Below are 13,839 nucleotides of genomic sequence, written 5' to 3' on the forward strand. Positions count from 1 at the left end.
TCATGGCAGCCCATCCCCTTGCCGGCGCATCCGTGCCGGAATCCATGCGCATAAATGTGCCCCGGCTCATCTCCGACTACTACACCCTGACGCCTGATCCTTCGCAGGCGGATCAGCTTGTGGCCTTCGGCACGTCAGGACACCGGGGCTGCGCTTTCAAGGCGTCCTTCAACGAGCCTCACATCCTGGCCATCACCCAGGCCGTTTGCGAATATCGCGCATCAAAGGGCATAGACGGCCCCCTGTTCGTGGGCATGGACCCCCACGCCCTTTCCGAGCCGGCCTTGCGCACGGTTCTGGAGGTGCTGGCCGCGGCCGGAGCGGACTGCCGGTTTCAGCAGGGCTTCGGATACACGCCGACGCCGGTCATCTCCCACGCCATATTGACCTACAACCGTGGCCGCGCCTCAGGACTGGCCGATGGCCTGATCATCACCCCTTCGCACAATCCGCCCGAGGACGGCGGCATCAAATACAATCCGCCCCACGGCGGTCCGGCCGGGACCGACGTTACCGGCTGGATCGAGAAGCGGGCCAACGCGCTGCTCGAAAACATCGGCTCGGTGCCGCGCATCCCCCTGGCCCGGGCCTTGAAGCAGGGTCAGTGCCGGGAGCATGACTTCATCCGTCCCTATGTCCTTGATCTGGAAAACGCCATCGACATGCAGGCCATCAAGAATTCGGGCATCAGTATCGGCGTCGACCCTCTGGGCGGGGCCGGGCTGCCTTTCTGGGAGCCCATTGCCGAGCATTACGGGCTTGATATCAAGGTGGTCAGCACGGTCCTGGACCCGGCCTTCATGTTCATGAGCCTCGACAAGGACGTCAAGATCCGCATGGACTGCTCTTCGTCCCATGCCATGGCCAAGCTCATTGCCATGAAGGATTCGTTTTCTATCGCCTTCGCCAACGATCCTGACGCCGATCGCCATGGCATCGTCACCGCCGGGCATGGGCTCATGAACCCAAATCATTACATTTCCGTGGCCATCGACTATCTGCTCGCGCACCGGCCGAACTGGTCGCCCTCGGCGCAGGTGGGCAAGACCCTGGTCACCAGTTCCATGGTCGACCGCGTGGTGGCGGCGCATGGACGCGGGGTGCGGGAAGTGCCGGTGGGATTCAAGTGGTTTGTGGACGATCTTCTGGCCGGGACATGCTGCTTCGGTGGCGAGGAGAGCGCCGGGGCATCCTTTCTGCGCCGCAGCGGCGAGGCCTGGACCACGGACAAGGACGGAATTCTTCTGAACCTGCTCGCCGCCGAGATTACCGCCGTCACCGGTAAGGACCCGGGGGACATCTACAGGGAGTTGGAATCGCGGCACGGCAGCCCCATCTACGAACGCCTGCAGGCACCGGCGGGCATGGCCCAGAAGAAGCTGCTCTCGTCGCTCTCGGCGGAGCAGGTGACCTCGTCCGAACTGGCAGGAGAGCCCATCCTGGCCAAGATCACCCATGCCCCGGGCAACGGCGCAGCCATCGGCGGCCTCAAGGTGGTCACGCAAAACGGCTGGTTCGCGGCACGCCCTTCGGGCACGGAGGACATGTACAAGATCTATGTGGAGAGTTTTCTGGGCCGGGAGCACCTGGAGCGCATCAAGACCGAGGCCCAGGATATGGTCGACGGGGTGCTGGCGGGGGCGTGAGGCCGCTGAAAAATCCGTTCTGGACTGCGTTGCGTGTCGATTTTGAAGGCCTCATGTAGCCGGCTACACTTCGCCCTTCAAAATCGACACACGCCTTGCCAGAACGGTTTTTGAGCGGCCTCGCCAGTAGACAAATCCCTTCCGGACTGCGTTGTGCGGGATGTGTCCTGAAGACCGAAGAGACTGGATCGCCGCGTCGAAGACTCCTCGCGATGACGTGTTTTTTCGGATCTCATCACGAGCATAATGCGGTACGTCATCGCGGGCGAAGCGCGGCACGTCATCGCGGGCGAAGCGCGGCACGTCATCGCGAGCGAAGCGCGGCGATCCATCCCCGGACTCACCAGTACGGATGAACGCAATTCCCCGCGCAGCGAGATGTCGTTCCCGCGCAGGCGCGAATCCATTCCCGACCCTTTTTTCCAACAAGAAACGCCCGCCATCGTTTCCGAGAGCGGGCGTCGTGCCGTCATTGCTGAAAATTACTTTTTCTTCTTGGCCCGTTCGCGGCGCAGCCAGTCGTACCAGGCATCCATGCCTTCGCCGGTGGTGGCTGAGAGGGCGAAGATCTCGATGTCCTTGTTGATGGAGCGGGCAAAGCCGCTGGCGCGTTTCACGTCGAAGTTGACGTAGGGCAGCAGGTCGATCTTGTTCAGGATCATGACCTTGGATTCGGCGAAGATGAACGGATATTTTTCAGGCTTGTCGTCGCCTTCGGTCACGCTCAGGATGGTGACCTTGTAGTCTTCGCCGACGCTGAATTCCGCAGGACAGACCAGGTTGCCCACGTTTTCGACGACGAGAATGTCGACGCCGTCCACGCCGAGTTTCTCAGCGGCGTCGCGAACCATGGAGCTGTCGAGATGGCAGCCGCCGGCGGTGTTGATCTGTACGGCGCGGGCCCCTGTGGCGGCCACGCGGCGGGCGTCGTTCTCGGTCTGGCAGTCGCCTTCGATGACGGCCATGTTGAACTCGTCCTTCAGATCGGTCAGCGTCCTTTCCAGAAGGGACGTCTTGCCCGAACCCGGCGAACTCATCAGGTTGAGGGTCAGGATGCCGCGGGCGCTGAGCTGGGCGTTGAGTTCAGCCGCGACTACGTCATTGGCCTCGAGAATATTGCGTACCACATCGACTTTCATGCTTTCCTCCACGTTATTCGGCTTCGATGTTATCTATGTAGAGTTCACGGCCGGAGATGATCTCGTGTCCCAATTCCGTCGTGCACTGCGGGCAGGGCATGATGACACGTTCTTCCAGGCTGGGGCTGAATTCGTGGCCGCACTGACGGCAGCGCACGACCATGGGTCTGACCTCGGTTTCCATCTTGGCACCCGCAAACGGAGTGCCCACGGTCAGGATTTCAAAGGAGGTCTCGAGGGCTTCGGGCACAATGGCCGAGATCTGGCCATAGACGATCTTGAACGAGTGCAGTTTGGTGAGGCCGTGCTTGGCCATTTCTTCGCCGATGATCTTGATCAGGCTTTCGGCAATGGACAGTTCGTGCATGTTGACTCCCTAACAGGTTGCGAAAAATGGTGGCCTGCTTTGTTGCTGCGGACAATTCAGATCCCGGGTGCATGCAAGAATGTCTTTGCGGGCACGCTTGCGCTTCGTCTCCGGGTTTTCTTTGTCCAAGCAGGTCGCCATTTTTGAACAGCATGGAAATTTGAAGTTTTTCAACAGTCAGCCAAGAGCTTATGAACGGCGCTCCGATGCGTAAGCCGTGTCCAGGGCATTGTCCAGAGCAATGCGGGACCTGGTCAGGACTCCGCCGGAAAGAGTGCAGCGGTACATCTCCCAGTCCTGGTGGTTGATGATATCGATGACGCCGCGCACGTCCGGGCCAAGAAGGGGCAGCAGGCCTTCAAGATCGCTGTCCACATCGAGGAAGACGCCTTCATGCACGAAATCAAGGACGTGTCCGCTGATCTCGCATTCGTATGCGGTCAAATGTTCCAGGCATGATTTCAATTGTTTGTCATCCAATCCGGCCAGATGGCCGTAAACGCGAAAGTCGTGGGGCATGGGCAGTCCTTGGGAGTTCAATCGGGGAGAACAAAGCAGGTGTAACCTTCGTGGGAGAGGACGGACACAAGGAATGGATCGGAAAAACGCCGATCCAATATGGCGATCTTGCTTTTCCCTCCCAGTACCGACCACGCCGGGACCTGAACCGCGATGCGGTTTTGCGTGCCTTCGTGCCAGGATGCCTGGATCATGCCCTGGCGCAGCAAGTCCTTGTCGCGCAGCAGTTGCAGCAGGGAGGCGAGCGTGTCGGGCATGTTTTTCCCGAAGGTTTCTTCGGGATTGCTCGGGTTCATGGCCCGGATAATCTCCAGATGCGTGGCCACGGGAACATATATGGATTCGCGTGGCCGGGACGGCAGACGCGAAAGCTCGTTGAACTGGTCCAGTTCGATGAGCTTTACCTGGGCCGCATCGAGCACCTCGTGCAGACCCTGGGGCAGAAGCGGGGAGTCTTTGGTCTGCCTGGACCAGATCATGTGTATGTTTTTTTGTCCGCCGCGCTCCATGATGGCTATTTGCGGTGAAAGCAGGGTCACGCCGACGCCGTTGCGGGAAAGCACCAGTTCCTTGCCCGCGCCCCAGAGCCGAAAATGCTTCGGAAAGGAGGAGGCCAGTTTTTCAAGCACTTCCTGCAAGTTCCAGCGCGGCGAGATGGTGCAGATCTTCATGCCCAATTTGTTGGCGTTTTCGATCCATCTGGCGTTTTTCGGCACGGGGCAGAAGAGGATCCTGCCTCCCCAGGGCGCATCCAGCAGAGGGGTTTCAGACAGTTTGACGATCAGCCATTCCGATCCGGGCAGGGGGAACATGCTTTCGTCTCCGGGCACGAACTTGAAACGCATCTGTTCCAGCATCGCTCTGACGAAAGGCAGGCCGGTTTTGGGCTCGCGTTCTGTTTTTGTGGTGGCGTTTGTCGAGTCGGACTGACCGGTGCCGTTCGTGCTGCCCACGGATGGCGGCAGGATTTTTGGTGGCAATGCCTCTGGGGCTGGCGGCGGCTGCGGCACATCGGGAACCGGCGGCATTGTCCGGGCCTGGAGTTGCGCGGGGCCGCTCCGGGCGGCCTGGGCCTGGCTTGGGGCGATGGTTTGAGTCACAACGGTTTGTGCGGGCTTTGCGGTCAGCGCCGCAGGTGGATCGGGGAGCGGGGCGGGAACCGGGGGCTTTTCGTCCTGGGCAGCGACCGGAAGGATGATCTTCTGTCCGACGCGCAGGGTGTTGCTGTTCGGGACCTCGGGGTTGAGTTCAAGGAAAAGGTCGAGATACTGGCTGTAGATCAAACTGTTTGGCACCCCCTGCTCCTTGAGAATTTGGATCAGCGTATCCCCCTGGCGCACGACGTAGGGCGCTTTTTCATATGATTCCGGAGGGACCGGTGCCTGGGGCCGTTTGATCCCGGCGTCAGTGGCGGAGGGGGCTTCCGGAATCTGGATGACCTGTCCCGGCAATAGCCGGTTGATGTCCGGGATATGCGGGTTCAGAGTCTGGATATCCGGCAGGATGCGTTGTATCTGTGAGGCGGAATAGCCTTTCGATTCCAGGATTTTGTAAAGCCATTCACCCTGTCTGACGATATGTTCGTCGCCGGACTTGCGGTCGACGCGGATATTTTTTTCGAAAAAAAGTCGCAGCGGTTTTTCTGAAAATCCCGGCTTGGTTATGCTTGTCAGGAAGCATAGAGCAAGAATAAGAAGAACCGCACGTCTCATGTTTTTCAAGCGTACCCGTTTTTTTTCTGCCTGTTATTTCCGGTAATGGAACCAAGGATATAGCAAAAAGGATGGAGGCTGTCACTGCACTTTGCGTAAAGGGATTCACCCGATCGACTGAAGGAGTATGTCATGTATGTAGGCCTTGCCATGGACAAACATGTCCCCACCATCACCACCGATACGCTGATTATCAAAGCGGATCGCATGATGGAGGAAAATAGACTATGGATTTTGCTTGTTGTCGAGGACGGAAAGCTCAAGGGATATGTAGCCAAGGAAGATATCCGGGCTGCATTGCCATCCGGTGCGACAACATTCAGCAAGCATGAATTGAATTATCTCTTGTCCAGAATGACGGTAAAGGAGTTGGTGCGCAGTTCAATGCCGACCGTGACTCCTGAAACTGAAATCGAAGTCGCGGCCAAGATCATGCACGACAAGGATCTGGCCGGTCTGGCCGTGGTCGACAAGAAAAACCGCCTCAAGGGATACATCAGCCGGGGTTCCATGCTGGCTGTACTGGTGGAGGAAATGGGACTGGAGCTTGGCGGCTTTCGTATCGTCATCGAGGCCGAGGATCGCAAGGGCCTCATGTCCGAGATCAGCAGGCTCTTTTTCGATCTGGGTGTGAACATACTGTCCACGTCCACCTTTTTTCGCGGCACGCAGCGTTTGCTGGTTTTCCGTGTGCGCGCCGACGACACCGATGCGCTGCAGCGGGTGCTGACGGATAAGGGTTACAAGATCGCCGGACCTGAACGGTTTGAGCAGGAGTGGGCGTAATCGGTTTTCTGCAGGACGCTTTCACCTAGGCGGAAGCGTCCTTTTTTCAGACATAGGTGACTTCAAGCCCCACGCCGACTTCTCGCAACGGCCTCACCGCCGCCAGCGCGATCTTCGAGTTCAGATCCGTGCAATGGCACGGGCTCAAATTTTCGGGTCCGATCCTGCGCAGGTATTCCACCGTTCCTTCCAGACGCTCCCGTGACGGGGAGAGCAGGTGCAGCCCTCCGATAATGTCCGCGATGCGGGATTCTCCGGTCAGATCCATGGCCCGGTCCACGATGTTGCAGATGCCCGCGTGGGAGCAGCCCGTGATGATGACCAGCCCCTCGCTTCCCTTGTAGACTAGGGCCGAATCATCCAGAATGCGGTCCGGCGTCTCTTCGCCCTGCTTGAAACCGATGCCTTCGGTCTGCTCGAATCCGATCCGGCGCGGTATCTCTCCCAGAAAAAGAAGGCGTCCGATTATCTCCTGCGGGGCCTTGCCGAGTCGCATTTCAAAATGTCTGGCCAGCTTCAAGGGCTCCAGAAGCGGCCCGATCTCCGGGCACTGGTCCAGGCCGATGCTGGTGAAGGCTTCGGGATGGGCGATCAGCACCGGACGTTTGCACGGCCGGCCCTCAATCCGCAGCTCGCAGAGGCGTCGGGTCAGGGCCTCAAGCCCCCAGGTATGGTCCATGTGTCCGTGCGAAAGCAGCACGAAATCCAGATCATCCAGGGAGAGGCCCATTTTCTGGGCGTTTTTCAGGAACAGGTCCGAATAGCCGCAATCGAAAAGAATTTTGCGGCCATCCGCCTCGATCAGCAGGGAAAGGCCCGGCTCGCCCTGATAATAACGGTCGATCAGGGTGTTGTTGTCAACCAGAACGGTGAGTTTCATGGCGAATTTCTGCCTTGAACCGAGCTTGATCCGGGTTCATTTCATATACGAGCAACAGTAGTCTGTGACGGTGCGTACCTTGAGGGAGAATTTGGCGTTGGCCGGGACTTCAAAGGCCGTGCCGCCGGTGAAAGTCTGCCAGTCGCTCGCACCCGGCAGCAGGACGTCCAACTCACCTGACTGGATTTCCATCAGTTCCTTTTCGGCCGTGCCGAATTCGTATTCTCCGGGCAGCATTATCCCGAGCGTTTTCTTCGTTCCGTCGGGAAAAACAAGGGTGCGGCTGGTGACGTTGCCGTCAGAGTAGATGTTCGCCTTCTTCAATACGGTGACATTGGAAAATTCGGACATGGCTGGTCTCGCTGGGTTTACGTTATGGTGGAAAATGCTTCGAGGCGGCCGTATATCTACCGACCGAAGAGAATGCACTAGTTCAGGCGGGCCCGTCTTGTCATCCCGCGCGTTCCCTTCGGGCGCAAAAAAAGGCCCAGCAGGGCCCTTTTCACTCCAGCTTGGAAGTGATGTTGTGGTCAATCCATTGCGGATCCCACCATTCGATGGGCTGCACCTCGATGCCGGAAATCAGCATGCCGAAGTGCAGATGGTCTCCGCCAGCCATGCCTGTGGCTCCGGTCTTGCCGATGATCTGTTCGCGCTGGACCGTCTCCCCTTTCTGCACGTGGATTTCGCTCAGGTGCGAATACAGGGATTGCAATCCGAATCCGTGGTCGATGACGACCACGTTGCCGTAGATGCCCATGAATTCAGCCAGGATGATGCGTCCGGTGTTTCCGGCCGGAACCGGAGAGGCCGCAAGTGACGCCAGATCCACGCCGAGATGAGTCTGGTTGTCCACTGCCTTGCTCTGGTACTTGTAGGTGCGGTTGTCGGCAAAGGCCGCCATGGGTGCGCTGTTGGGCAGGCGGACGAAAGTGCCGTCCCAAAGCTTCTGGGGCACGGTGTCCTTGCCGAGTTGAATCAGGGAGCCCACGTTCTTTGCCCGAAGCTCGGAGTTGACCTTGAGGAAAATATCCAGGGGCGTGGCCGCGTCGGGATAGAGTTCCGCGAACTGACCCATTTTGGACTGCAGGAAATTGTCGGAGATGTTGATGTCGTCGTGCCTGAATTTCTTTATGAGAGGGCGAAAGTTGAATCCTATGGTGGATTCGTTGCCCGCCAGATCCCCAGCTACCAGGATCGGGGTGACGGCCTTGGGATCGACATTGTAGGGCAGGGCGAAGAAGCACAGATACTTTCCGGGCTTATAGGGGTAGCCGGGGAAAAAGTGATCCCCGAGCTTCACGCCGCTTTGGGCCAGTTCCTCGTTGGTGCTGTAGACCACAAGGCCGGTTCCGCCATGGTTGACGTTATGCTGGCCGGAAAGAACGGAGATGACGGGAGGCTTGGAGTCGATGTCCATCTGGCGCACGATCTGGGCCCGGTTGCCACGTCCCAGACGGTGCCAGGAGGTGTCCTTGACCGTGATCGTCAGGGTCAGGGCCTCGTTCTTGATGCCGGCTTTGGGGAGAGCGAACTCTTCGCGCAGCTCCTTGGTGCCGACGGGCAGCGTCTTGTTGATGATTTCGATGCTGTTGCTGCCCTGGGTGGCGACGACATGCAGACTGCGCAATGCGGAGTCCTTGTCCGCTGCCGTGATGGTGAACACAGTCCTGTTGCTGGCCGTGGCTTGCTCGGGGGTCAGGGAAAGAGTCGGGGGATTCCACTCTGCCTTGACGTAATAGAGGGCTCCGAGGGCTCCAAGAAGAAGCAGGATGACAAGAAAGAAGGCTGAAGAGATGCGGTTTTTCATACCAAATGCTCGTTGTTTGAGGTCTTTTGTGTGGGGATGGCGGGCTTAGGGCCGTGTAGTTCCAGATATCGGGCGCGACTTTGGACGCGAAAAATCGCCGTAAGCATGTGACATGCTACGGACGCAGTTAGATTTTGGCAAGTTGAGAGGGCTGTTAAACGTTGATCAGCTGATTTCCCATTTGTTTCAGCATGTTATTGCGCACTAAACTTTGTCGCCAGACTTGGGGGATAAGATCCCGGCCGTACCATGCGCCAGCCAGCTGGCCGTACGCGGCCAGGGCGCGCGGGCCATGATGGAGGCATTTCAGGCTGCCCTCGGCAAAGGAATTGCTGTCGGCAAACGCGTTCATGGCCGCCAGCAGGGATGCTGAAGCCGCTGATTCGGATGGAATGGTTTTTTTTGAGCACAAGGCGGCTATTTCGGGGCTGAGGTCCGGGGGGAGCTCCGGTTGCAGAACCCTCGATTTTTCCGTGGTGCGCAGGGCTTCGAAGATCATGAGGGCCAGAAGCCGGCAGGCGTCCAGGCTCTGGGGGGAGGAGTGCGTGGTGGCGGTCGATTTGGCGCATGCGTCGAGCATGGTGTCTTTGGAATCCGTGAAAAACATGACCACCGGGGCCACTCGGGTCAGACAGGCATCGCCCTGGGTTCGGCTTTCGTCCAGCGGGTTCCAGGTGCGCTCGAAGCGCAGGATGGCCTGTTTGACGGTTTCGTCTATGAAGTCGCAGGTTTCGGTTGCACTCAGATAGCCGTAGCGGAACCAGCTCGTGTAGCGGACCATCTGGTCACGTTGGTCGATTCCACCGATTTCGATCAGGCTCTCGGCCAGGCTGAGAGCCATGGACGTCCCGTCGCCCCAAAGGCCTGGAATCAGAGGCGCATTTTCAGATACGCTGGAGGGGTTAGATTTTGCCAGCGCCTCGCAGACCGCAAGGCCGACGAGACTTCCAAGGACTTTGTCCGCATCAGGCCTTGGCACGATCAAGCTCCTCCTGCTCATATTTGCGCTGCACCTCGTCGTAGGCGTCGGCCAGTTCGCGCAGGATGGCCAGGGATTGCTGGGCTTCCAGCAGGTCGAGCTTGCGGATGGCGAAGCCAGCGTGGATGATGACGTAATCGCCAAGGGACGGCTCTCCGTCAAGGAGCATGAGAGATGCGGTGACAAAGGTTTCGCCTTCGCCGACCCGGCACTGTGCGACGCCGTTTTCAATGGATTCAATTTTGGCAGGTATGGCCAGACACATGGTGCCTCCTTAGTTCGGGGTGCAGGTTCCGCCGGCGGATTCGATTTCCTGGATCACGGAATCGATCATGACGGGCATGGACGAGACAGCCGTGGGCGAAAGTTCCAGGGCCATAGAGTCGTAGTCGAAGGGCTCCATGCCGATGACCACGGCTTCGGGACGGTTCCCGACAATTTCGCACATGCCAAGGGTGTCGACAAGGTCGGTCTGGTGCATGGAATCGCGAAAGGCCAGGCTTTTGCGCAGATCTTCGCCCATGAGCCGGTATACGGAGCCGGGCTTGTCGTCACAGAGTACCGCGTCGCAGACGATCAGATAGTCCGATTCGATGATCGGGCCCATCAGCCTGGTGCCGAGGGTTCCGCCATCCATGAGGGTGACGTTGTCCGAAAATTTGTATTTTTCCTGCATCTGCTCAATGCAGCGCACACCGATACCTTCATCAGTGAAAAGAATATTGCCCACGCCAAGAACGAGAATGCGTTTTTCTGTCATGAACGTATCCATGTTTTAGGAATTAAAAAGAAATGCTACGCAAATTTGTGGGTTGATTCAAGACAGGAAAGGGCCCCGATTTCGGGGCCCTTGTTCTTTTACAGAATCTTGAACTTGCGGACCTGGTTGGTCCTGGAGTCGATGACATGCACGCCGCAGGCGATGCAGGGGTCAAAGGAGTGCACGGTGCGAAGGATTTCCACCGGACGTTCGGCATCGGCGATGGGCGTGCCGATGAGCGCCTCTTCGACTGCGGACATCTTGCCGCCGGAGCAGCGCGGTCCGAAGTTCCAGGTTGAGGGTACGACGAGCTGGAAGTTCTCGATCTTGCCGCCCTTGATCTTGATCCAGTGACTGAGCGCGCCGCGGGGAGCGTTGACGTAGCCCACGCCTTCGGCTTCGTCGGGCATGGTCCAGTCCTGGTAGATCTTGTTGTTGCCGCTCTTCACGTTCTCGGCCAGTTCGTTGACCCAGTCCATGAGTTTGTCGGCGATGACCTTGGTCTCGATGCCGCGGGCGGCCGTACGCCCAAGGGTGGAGAAGAGTGCCGGGGCGCCGACGCCAAGATAGCCCAGTACGTAGTCAACGAGCTTCTTAACTTCCGGGTGTCCCTTGCCGTAGGCGATCAGAACCGTGGCCAGAGGTCCGGTTTCAACGGATTCGCCGTTGTAGCGGGGCGCCTTCATCCAGGAGTAGCGGTCGCGGTCCTCGTAGCTGGTGTACTGCGGTTCGGTCACGCCCGAGTAGGGGTGATGGGCCTTGTCGCCCTGGTACCAGCTGTGACGGACGTGTTCCTCGATCAGCTTGGGATCGAAATTGCCGACTCCGGCGATGTTGCGGTTCATGATCACGCCCTGGGGAATCCAGCGGCTGTTCATGTCGTTCTCGACGGAGGGGAATTCGCCGAAGCTCAGGAAGTTGGTGGTGCCGCCGATGCCGGCCCAATCCTTGTAGTAGGATGCCACGGCCAGCAGGTCCGGGATGTAGCATTCGTCGATGAACTGCTTGGTCTCCTGGAACAGGCCCACGAATTCGGCGATGCGTTCGTCGGTCAGACTTTCGTAACAGGTCACGCCGCCGACCACGGTGAACTGGGTGTGCGGGTTCTTGGCTCCGAAAACGGCCATGGCGCGGGCGGCCTTGACCTGCAGGTGCAGGGCTTCAAGGTAGTGCGCGGTGGCGATGAGGTTGACTTCCGCTGGGAGATAGTAGGCCTTGTGTCCGCCCAGGAAGTAGGCGTTGGTGAAAATGCCGAGCTGGCCGGAATCGACCAGGCCCTTGACCTTGTCCTGCACGGCTTTCAAGTCTTCGGCCTTGGTCACGCGGGTCGAGATGGAGTTGGCGATGGATGCGGCCTTTTTGGGGTCGGCGGTCAGCGCGCCGGTGACATCCACCCAGTCCAGGGCGTGCAGATGATAGAAATGCACGATGTGGTCATGCAGGAACTGGGCTGCCAGCACCAGGTTGCGGATGAGGCGTGCGTTGTCGGGCAGGTTCGCATCCACGCCGACGGCATTGTCCACGCAACGGGTGGAAGCCAGGGCGTGGGTGTAGGTGCAGACACCGCAGGAGCGCTGGGTGAAATGCTGCGCGTCGCGGGGATCGCGGCCCTTCAGGATCAGTTCCAGTCCGCGGAAAAGCTGGGAGCTTGACCAGACATTGGTGACCTTGCCCTGGTCCACTTCGACTTCGATCTTGAGGTGACCTTCGATGCGGGTCACCGGGTCCACGATGATGGGTCCCTTGAAGGTTGTATCCATTGGGGTGGCTATAACACCCGGAGCTTGGTTGGGTTTGCAACCGGACATATGTACTCTCCTCTGATTTCAGTAAATGTTGAGCCTTGAGCAACAGCCTTCTTATGCTTCTTCGTAGAAGGGGGAAGCGGCGTCCCAGAAATCGGGTTCACTACAGCCGATACAGGGATGACCGGCCTGAACCGGCCAGTTCGTCTGATTGAACTTGACCTTGGGGCAGTTGTTGTAGGTCATGGGGCCTTTGCAGCCGAGCTGGTACAGACACCAGCCCTTGCGGGCCTCTTCCGAATCAAAGGAGGGCGCGAACTCGCCGGCCTCGTAATGGGGCAGACGTTCGCACTGTTCGTGTACGGTTTCACCGAAGAACATGATCGGACGGTTGATGTCGTCCATTTCGGGGATGGCCAGGCTATGGGTCAGGAGATGAACGATGGTCCCGACCAGGTTGTAGGGGTTGGGAGGACAGCCGGGGATGTTCACTGCATTGACGCCCAGATGCTTGAGTGCGTCGTTGATGCCCTTGGCCTCGGTCGGGTTGGGGCTCGCAGCCTGTACGCCGCCGTAGGTGGCGCAGGTGCCGTAGGAAATCACGGCGATTGCCTTGGGCAGGATTTCGGAGTTGATTTCAAGCATGGTGCGACCGCCGACCATGCCGTAAATGCCGTTGTCCTTGGTCGGGATGGCGCCTTCAACAACGCAGAGGAAGCCGTTTGGAGAGTTCACTGCCGCGTGCAGTGCTTCTTCCGCCTTGTGACCGGCAGCTGCCATGATGGTTTCATGGTAGTCAAGGCTGATAGTGTCCAGAATCAGGTCGTCGATAAAGGGACGAACAGCGCGGAGAATGGATTCAGAGCAGCCTGTGCATTCCGCGTTATGCAGCCAGACCACGGAAGGACGCTTGGGAGAAGTCAGCGCCAGGGCGATTTTGTTGGCGAATGACGCCTCCATACCCATGACCGCTGCGATTGTGGTACAGAACTTCATGAAATCTCGGCGTGAGACCCCACTTTTTTCCAACCGCTCTTCGGCCCCGGGTTTGCCTAAACCTACAGAAACCTTCATAACACACCTCCATCAGTGTATGAATAAAAGACAGGCAACAATTGTTGTTGACCTGTCATGTCCACAATCGGTTTGGATGTTCGTCAGATTCGTGTTGTCGACTCGTGGTGTCCACAATCAGCAAGGATACTCTTGAATATTTCCTTTTCTTTCTCGTTACATGGCTATGTATTGGAGGTCAATACATAGTATGAAAATAATGATGTAGTATCGCAATTTTAGATATAAAAAGGGTTACGCATCACGGGGGCTGATTTGAATGCACGCGTGTTATTTTTTAAGTATCGGTGTTACTGACTGGGCGGTCACATTGCCTCTGCTGGCCTGAGTATTTCTTCAGGCCTGTTCTGATTCGGATGCGTCGAGGCCGTGCCTGATTGGCGGCTTTTATCCGTTATGACGGGTTTGCCCGGGTTCTTTGG

General features: G+C 58.1%; 14 protein-coding genes. 2 read left to right on the forward strand and 12 right to left on the reverse strand.

The annotated features are described in order from the left end of the window. Nucleotides 1–2 precede the first annotated feature (2 nt). Nucleotides 3–1,646 (forward strand): phosphoglucomutase, alpha-D-glucose phosphate-specific, encoded by a 1,644-nt coding sequence (locus CVU60_15335; protein ID PKN40517.1) that lies wholly within the window; start codon nt 3–5, stop codon nt 1,644–1,646. A 482-nt stretch (nt 1,647–2,128) separates the two neighbouring features. On the opposite strand, the gene hypB is transcribed toward CVU60_15335, so the two are convergent. The 4 genes from hypB to CVU60_15355 all read right to left on the reverse strand — a co-directional run bounded on the left by hypB (nt 2,129) and on the right by CVU60_15355 (nt 5,392). Further along, nucleotides 2,129–2,785, reverse strand: a complete 657-nt coding sequence (gene hypB, locus CVU60_15340; protein ID PKN40518.1) for a hydrogenase accessory protein HypB — start codon at nt 2,783–2,785, stop codon at nt 2,129–2,131. Nucleotides 2,786–2,798: 13 nt separating this feature from the next. Then, nucleotides 2,799–3,152 (reverse strand): hydrogenase maturation nickel metallochaperone HypA, encoded by a 354-nt coding sequence (locus CVU60_15345; GenBank protein ID PKN40519.1) that lies wholly within the window; start codon nt 3,150–3,152, stop codon nt 2,799–2,801. Between the two features lie 189 nt (nt 3,153–3,341). Further along, the gene (locus tag CVU60_15350) at nt 3,342–3,671 is read right to left on the reverse strand and encodes a hypothetical protein (GenBank protein PKN40520.1); all 330 of its coding nucleotides are present in this window, start codon (nt 3,669–3,671) and stop codon (nt 3,342–3,344) included. Nucleotides 3,672–3,688: 17 nt separating this feature from the next. After that, on the reverse strand, nt 3,689–5,392 hold the full coding sequence (locus tag CVU60_15355; GenBank protein PKN40521.1) for a hypothetical protein: 1,704 nt from the start codon (nt 5,390–5,392) through the stop codon (nt 3,689–3,691). 123 nt (nt 5,393–5,515) lie between these two features. Between CVU60_15355 and CVU60_15360 the strand changes: the two genes are divergently transcribed. Beyond that, nucleotides 5,516–6,169, forward strand: a complete 654-nt coding sequence (locus CVU60_15360) for an acetoin utilization protein (protein PKN40522.1) — start codon at nt 5,516–5,518, stop codon at nt 6,167–6,169. Between the two features lie 46 nt (nt 6,170–6,215). Here the strand turns inward: CVU60_15360 and CVU60_15365 are convergent, their stop codons facing one another. From CVU60_15365 to CVU60_15400, 8 genes are all read right to left on the reverse strand, one after another. Then, nucleotides 6,216–7,049, reverse strand: a complete 834-nt coding sequence (locus CVU60_15365; protein PKN40523.1) for an MBL fold metallo-hydrolase — start codon at nt 7,047–7,049, stop codon at nt 6,216–6,218. Nucleotides 7,050–7,085: 36 nt separating this feature from the next. Next, complete coding sequence (locus tag CVU60_15370; protein ID PKN40524.1) at nt 7,086–7,400, reverse strand: hypothetical protein; 315 nt, start codon at nt 7,398–7,400, stop codon at nt 7,086–7,088. A gap of 151 nt (nt 7,401–7,551) precedes the next feature. After that, the gene (locus tag CVU60_15375) at nt 7,552–8,859 is read right to left on the reverse strand and encodes a peptidase M23 (GenBank protein ID PKN40525.1); all 1,308 of its coding nucleotides are present in this window, start codon (nt 8,857–8,859) and stop codon (nt 7,552–7,554) included. A gap of 154 nt (nt 8,860–9,013) precedes the next feature. Continuing rightward, nucleotides 9,014–9,859, reverse strand: a complete 846-nt coding sequence (locus CVU60_15380; GenBank protein ID PKN40526.1) for a hypothetical protein — start codon at nt 9,857–9,859, stop codon at nt 9,014–9,016. Further along, on the reverse strand, nt 9,825–10,103 hold the full coding sequence (gene hypC, locus CVU60_15385) for a HypC/HybG/HupF family hydrogenase formation chaperone (protein ID PKN40527.1): 279 nt from the start codon (nt 10,101–10,103) through the stop codon (nt 9,825–9,827). Before hypC ends, CVU60_15380 begins: the two co-directional genes overlap by 35 nt. Nucleotides 10,104–10,112: 9 nt before the next feature. Further along, complete coding sequence (gene hybD / locus CVU60_15390) at nt 10,113–10,598, reverse strand: HyaD/HybD family hydrogenase maturation endopeptidase (GenBank protein PKN40528.1); 486 nt, start codon at nt 10,596–10,598, stop codon at nt 10,113–10,115. Between the two features lie 98 nt (nt 10,599–10,696). Then, nucleotides 10,697–12,406, reverse strand: a complete 1,710-nt coding sequence (locus tag CVU60_15395; protein PKN40529.1) for a hydrogenase 2 large subunit — start codon at nt 12,404–12,406, stop codon at nt 10,697–10,699. Nucleotides 12,407–12,457: 51 nt separating this feature from the next. After that, nucleotides 12,458–13,417, reverse strand: coding sequence for an oxidoreductase (locus tag CVU60_15400; GenBank protein ID PKN40530.1), 960 nt, complete (start codon nt 13,415–13,417; stop codon nt 12,458–12,460). Between the last annotated feature and the right edge of the window lie 422 nt (nt 13,418–13,839).

The sequence above is a fragment of the Deltaproteobacteria bacterium HGW-Deltaproteobacteria-18 genome, assembly GCA_002841885.1.
Classification (GTDB): Bacteria; Desulfobacterota; Desulfovibrionia; order Desulfovibrionales; family Desulfomicrobiaceae; genus Desulfomicrobium.

Bases quoted from the DNA above. Each gene is read 5' to 3' on its own strand.
- CVU60_15335 (PKN40517.1), top strand. From the start codon at position 3: ATGGCAGCCCATCCCCTTGCCGGCGCATCCGTGCCGGAATCCATGCGC.
- hypB (PKN40518.1), bottom strand. From the start codon at position 2,785: ATGAAAGTCGATGTGGTACGCAATATTCTCGAGGCCAATGACGTAGTC.
- CVU60_15345 (PKN40519.1), bottom strand. From the start codon at position 3,152: ATGCACGAACTGTCCATTGCCGAAAGCCTGATCAAGATCATCGGCGAA.
- CVU60_15350 (PKN40520.1), bottom strand. From the start codon at position 3,671: ATGCCCCACGACTTTCGCGTTTACGGCCATCTGGCCGGATTGGATGAC.
- CVU60_15360 (PKN40522.1), top strand. From the start codon at position 5,516: ATGTATGTAGGCCTTGCCATGGACAAACATGTCCCCACCATCACCACC.
- CVU60_15365 (PKN40523.1), bottom strand. From the start codon at position 7,049: ATGAAACTCACCGTTCTGGTTGACAACAACACCCTGATCGACCGTTAT.
- CVU60_15370 (PKN40524.1), bottom strand. From the start codon at position 7,400: ATGTCCGAATTTTCCAATGTCACCGTATTGAAGAAGGCGAACATCTAC.
- CVU60_15375 (PKN40525.1), bottom strand. From the start codon at position 8,859: ATGAAAAACCGCATCTCTTCAGCCTTCTTTCTTGTCATCCTGCTTCTT.
- CVU60_15380 (PKN40526.1), bottom strand. From the start codon at position 9,859: ATGAGCAGGAGGAGCTTGATCGTGCCAAGGCCTGATGCGGACAAAGTC.
- hypC (PKN40527.1), bottom strand. From the start codon at position 10,103: ATGTGTCTGGCCATACCTGCCAAAATTGAATCCATTGAAAACGGCGTC.
- hybD (PKN40528.1), bottom strand. From the start codon at position 10,598: ATGACAGAAAAACGCATTCTCGTTCTTGGCGTGGGCAATATTCTTTTC.
- CVU60_15395 (PKN40529.1), bottom strand. From the start codon at position 12,406: ATGTCCGGTTGCAAACCCAACCAAGCTCCGGGTGTTATAGCCACCCCA.
- CVU60_15400 (PKN40530.1), bottom strand. From the start codon at position 13,417: ATGAAGGTTTCTGTAGGTTTAGGCAAACCCGGGGCCGAAGAGCGGTTG.